Here is a 12,189-nt window from a genome sequence, read left to right on the forward strand (position 1 = left end):
TTCCTTTCAAACAGTCATACAGGACTGCCCGGCCCGCGCAAGATCAGAATTCGATCCGATAGCTTGCCGTCAGCCCCAGCATCGCATCAATGCCATCAAGTAAACCGTCCTGTGTATTGCGGGGCGTCAAATCGCGCGAAACCGACCCGTGCAATCCAATCCAGATATCTTCAAGCGGCATATAGGATAGCGATCCAGCAAGTCCGGCATCATGGGCATCACCCGCCCCGGTTAGATTGAGACCCGGACGGACGCGGCGTTGGGCACCAAACCGATCGGTCTGGTAAATGCCGATCCTGCCCGGGGTTGCGGCATCAAGATCAAGGAACGGCCCCACGGTAAAACCAAGATCGGGGGACGGCGAATAGCCAAGCCCGATCTGGGCATTCATGCCGTGATCAGCACGCGGCGCGCCGCCGAATTCAAGCCAGTATTGTGAAGGGTTTTGCGGATCGCTTGGCGCGGGTGCCAGCGCAATGCCATAGCGGGAAGACGGGGTGAGCCCCTGATCAAAGCCGGGCGGGAGTGTTGATGAAATGCCGTCGGGACCAAAGGCCGAACCACCCGGAACCAGCTGCATCCCGGTTTTTGACGGCGGCACATTTTCAAGCGTTTGTGCCCATACAGAAGGGTTCTGAGCCAGACTTGCCAAAAGCAAGGCCGTCAGAAACGTCAGGGTCCGGTGTCTTTTTACCCAATTTAACCACTGCAGCTTTGTCATGTCGACTGTTCCCACAGGTGATTGAGCAACCACAAAAATCGAGGCAACAGCCAGACGGCGTCTCGTCCCGGACGCTTGAATGGTGTGATTTTGTCGGTCCCAACCAACAACCGCCCAACCCGTGCCGCGTTCTTGGCGCGCGGCAAAACATCATCGGATTTATGACGGACGGGATTTTATGGCGTGAAGATATCCTTACGTGTGACCGGGCTTTGGCCGGTCAGGATGTGCTCTTGCTCAGAAAGTCCCGAATTGCGTCGATTTGCGCTTTATCATTTAAGTGGGGTGCGTGCCCGCAGTTCGCCACTGCAAAAACCGGCATTTCCGGTTTTTTCTGCTTCATCTTATCAACAATCGGTTTGGGAATCAGGTCGGATTTCTCGCCACTGATTAACATGACCGGGCAGGGTAGGGCGTCGAATTCGGCCCAAGCATCAAACTTATCAATATGTTCGGCAAAGACCCGCATCACTTCCGGGTCGTAATGCATCATGAAATTACCGTTCGGTAGACGGCGGACCGATCGCGATGCCAAAAAGGACCAGGTCGCGTCGTCGACCACCCCGAAAGAGGCATAAACAAGCCGGACAAGCTGTTCGACCTCATCAATGGTTTCAAATTCCGGTGACGCCCCGACATAGGATTTGATACGGGCAACGGCATCGGGATCAAGTTCCGGTCCAATGTCATTGAGAACCAGCCGTTCGATCCGCCCGGCGACCTCGGTCGTGGCGTGAAGGCCAATCAACCCGCCCATCGATGTGCCAATCCAGTCGCAGGTATCAATGTTGAAATGATCAAGCAGTTCAAACATCTGTGCGACATAAAAAGGCACGGTGTATTCCGTATCCGGATCGCTGGCCCAGCCAGAGAAACCACGCCCGATCATCGATGGGCACAGCACATAATATTGATCGGTGAAATGCGGCGCGACATGGTCGAAATCATCGGCCAGGCGGGCAAGCCCGTGCATCATCAAAAGCGGCCGGTTGGCCGGATCGCCCCATGCCCTGACATGGACCTCATACCCGCAGCATTTGACGAAATGTTCGCGAAAGTCGACCATGCGGTGCTCCTTGTCAGGGATGTCTGGTTCTGACTTTGATCGTTATGCGGATTTTTTGCACGCGATCATGAACAGTCGGTTGAACGGAAACAGGGTGCGTCCGTCATCGCGGGACGGATAAACCTGATTAAGGCGTTCCTTGTATTTCTTGGTAAAGGTCTCGCGCGCTTCGTCATCGGGCAGGGCGGCCATGACCGGCCGCAAGATGGTCGAACTGGTCCAGTTATAGACCGCATCCGGACCGGTCAGGACATGGCAATACTGGGTTTGCCACAGATCGATGTCGTCACAGGCCGGTGCGAGCACATCAAAATAATCGCCCGGGCGCATGATGCGTGCGGCATGCATGGCGGTTGCCACTTCCTTGCGCCAGTCCATGCCGGCTTCGCCGATCAATTGATGGCTGGGTGCCAGGAAATTGTTGGGCACCTGAATGGCAATGATGCCGCCGGGGCGGATATGCTCAAGAAGGAGGGGAAACAGTTTCGAATGATCGGGCACCCAGTGAAGGGCTGCATTCGAAAACAAAAGATCAACCGGTTCATCTGGCTGCCAGTCGGCAATGTCGGCCTTTTGCCAGGTGATGTTTTCATCACGCTTGCGCGCGGTTTCAAGCATCTCGTCTGAAGAATCAACCCCGATGATGTCGGGTCCGTCCGTTGTGCCCGCCCCATAGGCATCAGCAAGAACGGCGGTCACCGATCCCGGACCGCAGCCAAGATCGACAATGTGACGGGGTGAAAACCCGTTTGCCGGTTTGGGCAAACGTGAAATCAGATCGATGGCCGGTCGCAGGCGCTCATTGCCAAATAAACCGTAACGGGCAGGGTCCCAATGTGTATTGCTCATGGGAAACTCTTATCGCGTTTCGGGAGTCGTTTGAAGCATTGAGGTGACGAAACCCCAAAGACTTGCGCCCCGAACCAGAGAACGGGGCGCAGCAAACCGGACCCGAGGTCCTGTCACATTCCGTCAGCGATCAGTGATCAGCTGCTTCGAGCTGGTCATAATGGCCTTTGATCAGGTGGAACATGAACAGCACGGCGCCAATGAACATCGTAAGGCCGACGAAGTAGGAATAGCCGTCGTGCGAACCTGACGCATAAAACAGGCCAAACAGACCGACCACGATGGTCAGAACACCAAAGATCAACCGATCCATACCCATGCTGGAACTCCTCTAAGCCGGATGTGAGTTATAATAAGCAAAATGTAGCGAAAACTGTGCAGCGATCAAGCCGCAAACATCGTTTTATGCCCGACCCATTTCACGAATTCTTTGCGGTACATCATGAAATTCGGCCGCAATTTGAAAATAAACCGGCCTTTTGAATGGCACAATCAGGTCAGGCAGGGTCGCCAGATCATTCCAGCGCCAGCTATCAAACTCCGGATGCGGAACATCAATATTGATGTGCTTGTCTTTGCCGGTGAAGCGCATGGCAAACCATTTTTGCTTCTGGCCGCGATACTTGCCCTTGAACGCCTTGCCAATCAGATGCTCTGGCAAGTCATAGGTCAGCCAGCTTGGTGTTTCGGCAACGATTTCGGCCTTGTTGGTGCCGATTTCTTCTTCGAGTTCGCGCATGGCGGCCTCAACCGGGGTTTCACCATCATCAATGCCACCCTGTGGCAATTGCCAGGCGCCTTCAAACCCGAACCGGTTGCCCATCCACACCAGGCCGTCAGCGTTAAACAGGGCAATGCCGACACACGGACGATAGGGAAGATCGTCAGCCGTGACTTTATCGGGGGTAACGGTTTCCGTCTTTTTGGGTTTATCGGACTTTTTTGCCATGATTTCTCCTGACGGACGGGCCGGGTGGTCCGGCATCTGTCACTCGTTCTCGATTGTGTTGGCGGGTTCTGCGTTTTCTTCTTGGGCTGCCTGCTCGGCCATGACTTCACGTTCTCGTTCTTCGGCTTCAAGGCGGGCGGCTTCGGCCTCGTCAGCGGATTGCGCGGTGACTTGTTGGCCGGTAATTGCACTGACCGGGACAAGAACCACACCCTGCCGGCGCAGGCGGAAGGCCCAGTTGCGCAGGCGCTGGATCGTGACCGGATAGGATTGGGCAATCCCGACAGCAACGCCGGTACGCTTGGCCATTTCGACCAGTTCGGCCAGACGGCTGTCGATCTGGCGGCGGCTTGGCGTCTCGTCAATGATCACATTGCCGATTGCATTCGGGGTGTCGGCATTTGCCGCCAATTGTGCGCCGTAACTGGCGACACCGCTGCCCGATCCTTCGACATACATCAGACCCGTGCGCGAGATGAATTCGATCACCGGGCGAATGGCACTATCAAGGCTGCCAAATTTCGATCCCTGACGGCTGACCAGTCCAGCATATCCCGGGAAACGCGCCAGAAGCCATTCCAGTCGGACAAGGTTTTCACCCTCTGACAGGGATGTCAAAAGTGCACGCGGGCCGGGGTCGGAAAGCGGGAAGTCGGCCGGTTCCATCGGAAGTTCAAGGAAGACTTCATGGCCCATGGCGCGTGCTTCGCGGGCAACCGTTTGCAGATCCCGGGCATAGGGCGAGATCGCCAGTGAAATGTTAAGCGGCAGATCATTGATCGCCGTTTCGGTACGCTGTTCGTTCAGGCCGACACCGGTCAGCATCACAGCGACAACTGGTGTGTCTTCGGGCAGTTCAAACGGGCGCTTATAGGCATCAAATGGTGTTGTGCCATCATCGCCAATACGCGGGATCCGGCCAAAGCTGCCTTCTTCATCAAGTCCCGGCAGCGGTGCCGGACGCAGCGGATCGGGTTCGATCGGTTCGTCAAGCGATCCTTCTTCCTCGATCAGGGCGGCGAGCTCTTCGGGCGTCGGGGCGTCGTTACCATTGGTGCCGTCCGCACCCGGCGTGCCGATGAGATCAGAGACACCATCAAGGTCGCCTGCAATGTCTTCGGCAGACTGGCCGTCGCCATTTTCGCCGTTGGCGGCTTCCTGTGCGGCGCGGTCGCGATCCTGAACGTCCTGAACGCCGCGTGCGATTTCTTCTTGCAGTTCACGCTCTGTGCCCGGAACCGTCATCGTTGATTCAGGTCCGCCGGTATGGAAAAGCCGCCAGCCGGTTTCAGGATCCAGGATAGGGATCATCGCCACGGCGGTTGCGCCAAATGGTGACAGGAAAAGCGTAATGATCAGCATTTTTGACAGCCAGCTGCGCCGTGATTTCGGGCGCTTTGGCAGTCGTTTGAACTGGACTTCTATCGGCAGTTCGTCAAAGGGCAGGTCATCAAGATTGACGTCATCTTCATCTTCGTCGGCGTCAGTCATCCCCTCGCCAAGGTCTTCGGCCAGATCATCGGCCATTTCCCCGTCGATGTCGCCGTTCTTCTTTTTTCGGAACGGCAAGGAATTTAGGATTTTCCTGAACACGAACAGTCAGTCTCTCACGATGCCGGGCCCACCCTTATCCATTCGGACGTGGGCCAAACAGGGAAATACCCCGGATCATGTCAAGCGCACGTGATAGCTGATAGTCATCAATCGCCAGCTGCTCGGCCTCGTCACGGCGGGAATTTGCATCCTGTTCCGCATCGGTGATGCCTTCGTCCTCGTTGCGAAGCGCCCCGCTAAGGGATGCTTCCGAGCGACGGGTATCGGCCTCGATGCTTTCGACACGTGCCTGCGGAACGATGATGTCCGGCACGATGCCCACTTCCTGAATTGATTTGCCTGACGGCGTGTAATAGCGCGCCGTGGTCAGGCGAAGGGCGACGTTGCCCGGCATTGGCAGGATGGTTTGAACCGATCCCTTGCCAAAGCTGCGCGTGCCCATGATGACCGCACGGCGGTGATCCTGAAGGGCGCCTGCGACAATTTCGGATGCCGAGGCAGAGCCGTCATTGATCAGAACCACGATTGGCAGACCTTCGCTAAGGTCACCATTACGCGCGTTGTAGCGTTCGGTATTCTGGGTGTCTCGCGGGCGGGTCGAGACGATCTCGCCCTTATCAAGGAAGGCGTCGGATACCGAAATCGCCTGATCAAGAAGGCCGCCCGGATTGTTGCGCAAGTCAATCACCAAGCCCTTGATTTCCGGGCCGATTTCTTCGCGCATGTCGCCAATGGCGCGCTGCAGGCCGCTAAAGGTCTGTTCGTTGAATTTGGTGATGCGGATATAGCCAACATCATCCTTGGGTTCGGCGCGCACCGACTGGATCTTGATCACGGCCCGGGTCAGGGTAACGTCAAACGGGGTTTGTTCGCCCTTGCGAATGATGGTCAGGACAATGTCGGTATTGACCTTGCCGCGCATCATCTCGACCGCATCATTAAGCGTCATGCCACGAATGGCGGTGCCGTCGATGTGGGTGATGAAATCGCCCGGCTGAAGGCCGGCCTTTTCGGCGGGCGTGTCATAGATCGGTGCGATGACTTTGACAAAGCCGTCTTCCATCGTGACTTCGATGCCAAGGCCGCCAAATTCACCGCGGGTATCGACCTGCATTTCCTCGAAATTATCCATATTGAGATAGGAGGAATGCGGATCAAGCGATGTCAGCATGCCGTTGATGGCGGCTTCGATCAGTTGTTTGTCATCGACGTCTTCGACATATTTGCCTTTGACCTGTTCGAACACGTCGCCGAACAGATTAAGCAGGCGATAGGTCTCCGCCGAGGAGGTTGAAGATTGCGCCAAAACTGGCGACGCAAGGCCGAAAGTCATGCCGGTCGCGAGTGCGAGTACTGCCAATCGTGAGGTTTTCATCCACTTACCTTGCCGTTTTTCGAGGCCAGCCATGGAAGCGGATTGATTGCTTCCCCGTCCTGGCGCATCTCCAGATATAGTTTTGGCGAAGTTTCACCCATAATACCAACAGGTTCGCCCGCCAACAGATATTGTCCTACCACACTGTCGAGCCGATCAAAACCGGCGATAAGGCTATGGTATCCTTCGCCGTGTTCGATAATCAAGAGGCGGCCGTACCCGCGGAAGGGACCGGCAAAGACAACTTTGCCGTCAAAAGGTGAGACGACCTGCGCATTTGCGCGGGTGCTGATCTCAATTCCCTTGGATCGGTTGACGGTCAAACCATCCGGACCACGCGATTTTTCACCAAAAAGTGTAACCACTTTACCACTGGCAGGCATCCTGAGGTTGCCTTGCGCCAGGGTAATTGAACTGCCAACGGCAAATTCTTCTTCGTCATTGCCATCGCTGCCGCTGCTCGGAGCATTGCTTGCTGGCTCAGTCTTGCTCTCGGGCGGCGGAGGTGGCGTGCTTTTCGCAATCGTTGTTGCGCCCAGCATATCGGTATCCGGTTCGGTACTTGCAGTCGCGCGCATTTCAGGACGTGCGCGCGGCATCGGCAGGCCTTCGGCACGGTTTTGCAGATTGCGCAAAAGCTCGCCCAGTGATTTGGCCTCATCGGCGAGCAGGCTGACCGCCTTGGCGGCTTCTTCGGCTTCGGCCTCTGTCTGGGCGCGCAGGCGGCGCTTTTCATCCAGCAGGGCAGCAAGGGATGTACGTTCCTGCTGCAATTCATCGGTCGCACTGGCGACATCACTTCGCCGTTCCCGGATGTCTTCACGCAGTGTTGCGATTTCCGTCAGTTCCTTGCGCAGATCACGTGCATGTTGCTCGACCCCGGGCAAGGCGGCCTTGAGCAACACGGCAGAGCGCAGGGTATCCTGCGGTGATGTCGGCAGGGCAATCACGGCTTCAGGCGGGGTGGTCGACAGGCGCTGCAGAGCCATCAGGATGCGGGCATATTGCCCGGCCTTGTCCTCAAGGCTGGTGGCGGCAGTTTTTTCGCGCGCTTCAAGCGTTTCGAGCTGATCTTCGAGATCGGTCAGCGTGGTTTCAAGGCGCTGGGTACGCCTGGCAACTGAAATCGCTTCGGACTGAAGGGCTTGTTCCTCGGTCCAGAGTTCACGCGATTTGCGCGACAGGAATTCTTCCTGTTTTTGCTGTTCGGAAAGCTGGCTTTCGAGTTGATCAAGCTGCTGATCAACCTTTTGCAGCGATTGGGCAAAAGAAGGCGCTGCCCCGTTCGCCATGCACAGCACAAGTGCAGTCATAGCGAACGGGGCGATCTTCGAGACTGATTTAGCTCGCAAGAAGCGCGTCATTCTGTTTCAGGCCCTTCAGCAAGGGTTTGCCGGTCATCTCGGCCGGTTGTGGCACGCCCAGCAATTGCAGCAAGGTCGGTGCGACATCGGCCAAACGGCCATCTTCCAATGTTACCCCTTCCGGAGCGTTAACAAGGATGGTCGGAACGAGATTAAGCGTATGTGCCGTATGCGGTTCGCCGGTTTCGGGATCGACCATCACTTCGCAATTGCCATGATCGGCGGTGACAAAGGCAACGCCGCCGACCGATTTGATCGCGTCAATCACCTTGCCAAGGCAGGTATCAACCGCCTCGGCCGCCTTCATGGCGGCTTCAAGAATGCCGCTATGGCCGACCATGTCCGGGTTGGCGAAGTTCAAAATGATGGTGTCGTATTTTTCCGCCTTGATGGCCGCGACCAGTTTTTCGGTCACTTCGGGGGCGGACATTTCCGGCTGCAGGTCATAAGTCGCGACTTTGGGGGATGCGACCAGAATGCGGTCCTCGCCCTCAAATACCTGTTCTTCGCCGCCGTTAAAGAAGAACGACACGTGCGGGTATTTTTCGGTTTCGGCGATGCGAAGCTGCTTCATGCCGGCCTTGGAAACCACTTCGCCAAAGATGTTTGGCAGGGTCTGCGGCGGATAGATCGCATCCATGTATTTTGCATGTTCGGACGAATATTCGACCATCCCGGCCTGCACGGCGAAGTTTACCGGCGTGCCGCGATCAAAGCCGTCAAAGTCCGGCGCACAGAGGGCGGCGAGAATTTCACGCGCCCGGTCGGCGCGGAAATTGGTCATCAAAAGACCGTCGCCATCCTGCATGCCGGCATAATCGCCAATCACGGTCGGCAGAACGAATTCGTCGGTGGTGTCAGAGCCATAGGCATTGGCAATTGCGGCCTCGGCACTTTCAGCCGTGCGGCCGTCGGCATAGTTCGTGCCCTGAACCATGGTGAAATAGGCCTGGCTGACACGTTCCCAGCGATTGTCGCGGTCCATCGCATAATAGCGGCCCGTAACCGTCGCGATTTCAATATTGGCATCGCCTATCAGGGTGCGGAATTTCTCAAGAAACTTGGCGGTACTTTTCGGCGGTGTGTCACGGCCATCAAGATAGGCGTGGATTTTCACCGGCACGCCCGCACCGGCGATGATTTTGGCAAGGGCTGCCATATGCGCCTGATGGGAATGCACCCCGCCTTCGGACAGAAGACCGGCAATGTGGCAAACGCCCTTGGAATCGGACAGCTTGGCGATGATCTTTTTGACGGTCTCGGTTTCGGCGATGGTGCCGGTTATGACCGCCTCGTCAATTTTGGGCAGTTCCTGCATGACGACGCGGCCAGCACCGAGGTTCATGTGACCGACTTCCGAGTTGCCCATCTGACCTTCGGGCAGACCGACATCCAGACCGCAGGCCTTGAGGAACCCGGTCGGATTGTTGGCGTAAAGGTCATCCCAGACAGGCGTGTTGGCAAGCGCAACAGCGTTGTTCTTGCTTTCTTCGCGATAACCCCAGCCGTCCAGAATGCACAGCACCACAGGGCGCGGGCGCTTTACGGAATTCTTGTCAGTCACGTTCATAACCCCCCAGATAAAGGAAAAGGCTGAATGTCCCGTAAATATGGTGACTTAGGGGATATTTCGCCATCAATCCCGTCACGCGGGCAGGGTGGGTCTACCTTCGCGCACAACAGGTACATGAATTACACGGGCAATTTAGCACGATTACCGGTGCTTAACAGCATCCACCGCAGAAAATTTTGCAGATGCAAACCAGTTCTTTTGACAGTGTCTAAAGACGCAGATAGTGTTCAATCTGACGGTGAACCTCTGAGGTGGCAGAAATGCCATTTCGCACCGTGACGGGAGAGTTCGGATATCACGCGATTTGCATGATGTGCGGCGCCGAAGGAGCAATGCCTCATAAACACTCTCAGGCAGATGGACCGTCACGGATAGAGGCTCTGGAGAGAGAAATCAAAAAGCGTCAGGGAGAAGGCGCGAGATGGTTTCCACCGAAGGATGAACGCCAGTTATCCGGTCTTGATCGGACGATGGCGGATAATCTCAGGTCAAGGGACAGAGGGGGCAAAAACACCGGTTCGTAAACAGCGCGAAAACAAGCGCTTTATTGAGCCGTGAAGGAGGCCCTTGATGACAAATCCCGCAACCGATCCCTCTTCGGGATCGCAAGACAATTCCCAACATGACGTCAACCTGTCGGTTGTCGACCTTTACACCATTGGCATCGGCCCATCGAGTTCGCATACGGTTGGCCCGATGCGCGCGGGATATCGTTTCTGCCTTGAGCTGGAAGCACGCAATCTTTTGCAAAATACCGGCAGTGTCGTGGTGGATTTGTATGGCTCGCTTGCCCTGACCGGCAAGGGGCACGCTACCGATACCGCCGTCATCATGGGGCTGAATGGCAAACGCCCGCGCAACATTGATCCCGATGATATCGTGCCAACCGTCACGGCGATTGATGAAACCAGCCTGTTGCAGCTTTACGGGCAGTATCCGGTGGCCTTTAACCGCGATACCAATCTGGTGTTTCATTTCACCGAAACCCTGCCGCAGCATCCCAACGGCATGCGCATTACCGCCTTTGACCGCGATGGTGTAAAAATCCACACTCAGGAATATTTCTCGGTCGGGGGTGGCTTTATCGTATCGAGCGACGACCACGGTGCGGAATATTCCGGCGATAACATCACCCTGCCATTTCCGTTCTCCTCGGCCGATGAGCTGATGGAAATCTGCAAGCGAGAAGGTCGCTCGATTGCGGAAATCATGATGGAGAATGAGCAAAGCTGGCGCAGCCCGGAAGAAACCATCGCCTTTGTCGATCGTGTCCATGATGCGATGATGAGCTGCATTGATCGCGGCGTTCGCACCGATGGCATTCTGCCAGGCGGACTGAACGTCAAGCGCCGGGCATCAAACCTTTATAAGGAACTGACCGAAAAGCCCGAAGCGGGCCTGCGTGATCCACTCACCGTGATTGACTGGGTCAATCTTTATGCGCTTGCGGTCAATGAAGAAAACGCTGCTGGCGGGCGGGTTGTCACCGCGCCGACCAATGGTGCTGCGGGCGTTATTCCGGCGGTTCTGCGCTATTACGAAAAGTTTGGTGCCAACGCCAATCAGCACAATATCCGTGAGTTCCTTCTGACCGCGGCGGCCATCGGGTCGATCTATAAAAAGCGTGCCTCGATCTCGGCCGCTGAAGTTGGTTGTCAGGGGGAGGTCGGGGTGGCCTGTTCGATGGCGGCTGGCGCACTATGTGCGGTTCTAGGTGGCACGCCCGAACAGGTTGAAAACGCCGCCGAGATCGGCATGGAGCATAACCTTGGCCTGACATGCGATCCGATTGGCGGGCTTGTGCAGGTGCCGTGCATCGAGCGCAACACCATGGGCGCGGTCAAGGCGATCAATGCCGCACGTCTGGCATTGCGCGGTGACGGACAGCATACCGTGTCGCTCGACAAGGTGATCGAAACCATGCGTCAGACGGGACTCGACATGCAAAGCAAGTACAAGGAAACCAGTCAGGGCGGCCTTGCGGTCAATGTCAACGTGGTTGAGTGCTAAACCCAATTCTTAAGAATAGGGCAGAAAACCGGGCTTTTTCGCATGTGTCATGGAAATGACCCGGTTTGCTGCGATTGTTTCTTGCGACTTGTGGTTGGTGTTTTGCTATGATTTGCCGATTAAAAATAGGGGCAAAGACCCCAATATCGGTTGGACATAGACATGAGCAAAAAACTGTTCCGCATTTATATCGCGGTCAGTCTGGATGGCTTCATTGCGCGCGCCAATGGTGCGGTGGACTGGTTGGGCGAATACGACCCGGCCGAATTCGGCTTTGATGACTTTCTGGACTCCGTTGGCACGCTGATCATCGGGCGAAACACCTTTGATCAGGTGATGGAATTTGGCGACTGGCCCTATGAGGCCCGTCGCACAATCGTACTGACATCGCGCGATCTGCCCCGGGACCGGCCCGCCAATACAGAGGCCTATGGTGGCAGCATCATCGAACTGGTCGATCAACTGCGCGACCGCCGGACCGGCGATGGCGACATCTGGGTCGTTGGCGGCGGCAGTGTGGTGACACAGTTCCTGTTTGGTGGCTTTGCCGATCAGCTTGATATCTTCACGATCCCGGAAGTGCTGGGCTCGGGCATTTCATTGTTCGGTCAGGATGCCGGGGGACTCAAGCCCCGCCTGCTGGCATCCGAGCGATACAATTCCGGCGTCGTGCGCAGCCAGTACGGTTTGGCATAGGGTGTTTCGTTTGACTAGGCACGGAGCTTGGG

General features: G+C 56.2%; 11 protein-coding genes and 2 riboswitches. Of the genes, 2 read left to right on the forward strand and 9 right to left on the reverse strand.

Translation table 11 applies throughout. The annotated features are described in order from the left end of the window. Window positions 1-43: 43 nt before the first annotated feature. From ACXAF0_RS04695 to gpmI, 9 genes are all read right to left on the reverse strand, one after another. Window positions 44-721 carry a hypothetical protein gene (locus tag ACXAF0_RS04695; RefSeq protein ID WP_475344225.1) on the reverse strand — a complete coding sequence of 226 codons (678 nt, stop codon included), beginning with the start codon at window positions 719-721 and terminating at the stop codon, window positions 44-46. 220 nt (window positions 722-941) lie between these two features. Continuing rightward, window positions 942-1,787, reverse strand: coding sequence for an alpha/beta fold hydrolase (locus ACXAF0_RS04700; protein ID WP_475344226.1), 846 nt, complete (start codon window positions 1,785-1,787; stop codon window positions 942-944). A gap of 42 nt (window positions 1,788-1,829) precedes the next feature. Next, window positions 1,830-2,636 (reverse strand): methyltransferase domain-containing protein, encoded by an 807-nt coding sequence (locus ACXAF0_RS04705; protein ID WP_475344228.1) that lies wholly within the window; start codon window positions 2,634-2,636, stop codon window positions 1,830-1,832. A gap of 130 nt (window positions 2,637-2,766) precedes the next feature. Further along, entirely contained in the window at window positions 2,767-2,955 is a 189-nt protein-coding gene (locus tag ACXAF0_RS04710) for a hypothetical protein (protein ID WP_475344229.1), read from the reverse strand. 84 nt (window positions 2,956-3,039) lie between these two features. Further along, the gene (locus ACXAF0_RS04715; RefSeq protein ID WP_475344230.1) at window positions 3,040-3,585 is read right to left on the reverse strand and encodes an RNA pyrophosphohydrolase; all 546 of its coding nucleotides are present in this window, start codon (window positions 3,583-3,585) and stop codon (window positions 3,040-3,042) included. 39 nt (window positions 3,586-3,624) lie between these two features. Further along, window positions 3,625-5,154: a divergent polysaccharide deacetylase family protein gene (locus ACXAF0_RS04720; RefSeq protein WP_475344232.1), complete on the reverse strand. Its 1,530-nt coding sequence runs from the start codon at window positions 5,152-5,154 to the stop codon at window positions 3,625-3,627. A gap of 58 nt (window positions 5,155-5,212) precedes the next feature. Beyond that, window positions 5,213-6,514, reverse strand: a complete 1,302-nt coding sequence (locus tag ACXAF0_RS04725) for a S41 family peptidase (protein WP_475344235.1) — start codon at window positions 6,512-6,514, stop codon at window positions 5,213-5,215. Next, window positions 6,511-7,827, reverse strand: a complete 1,317-nt coding sequence (locus ACXAF0_RS04730; RefSeq protein WP_475344236.1) for a murein hydrolase activator EnvC family protein — start codon at window positions 7,825-7,827, stop codon at window positions 6,511-6,513. The genes ACXAF0_RS04725 and ACXAF0_RS04730 overlap by 4 nt, the downstream gene beginning before the upstream one ends. Window positions 7,828-7,855: 28 nt before the next feature. Beyond that, complete coding sequence (gene gpmI, locus ACXAF0_RS04735) at window positions 7,856-9,448, reverse strand: 2,3-bisphosphoglycerate-independent phosphoglycerate mutase (protein WP_475344238.1); 1,593 nt, start codon at window positions 9,446-9,448, stop codon at window positions 7,856-7,858. A gap of 272 nt (window positions 9,449-9,720) precedes the next feature. Continuing rightward, a riboswitch (glycine riboswitch) is annotated at window positions 9,721-9,826 on the forward strand. Between the two features lie 3 nt (window positions 9,827-9,829). Then, a riboswitch (glycine riboswitch) is annotated at window positions 9,830-9,952 on the forward strand. Between the two features lie 69 nt (window positions 9,953-10,021). Here gpmI and ACXAF0_RS04740 point away from each other — a divergent pair. Then, the gene (locus ACXAF0_RS04740) at window positions 10,022-11,461 is read left to right on the forward strand and encodes an L-serine ammonia-lyase (protein ID WP_475344241.1); all 1,440 of its coding nucleotides are present in this window, start codon (window positions 10,022-10,024) and stop codon (window positions 11,459-11,461) included. A 162-nt stretch (window positions 11,462-11,623) separates the two neighbouring features. Then, window positions 11,624-12,157 (forward strand): dihydrofolate reductase family protein, encoded by a 534-nt coding sequence (locus ACXAF0_RS04745; protein ID WP_475344243.1) that lies wholly within the window; start codon window positions 11,624-11,626, stop codon window positions 12,155-12,157. Window positions 12,158-12,189: the final 32 nt, after the last annotated feature.

The sequence above is a fragment of the Thalassospira sp. ABD4_177 genome (genome assembly GCF_056160125.1).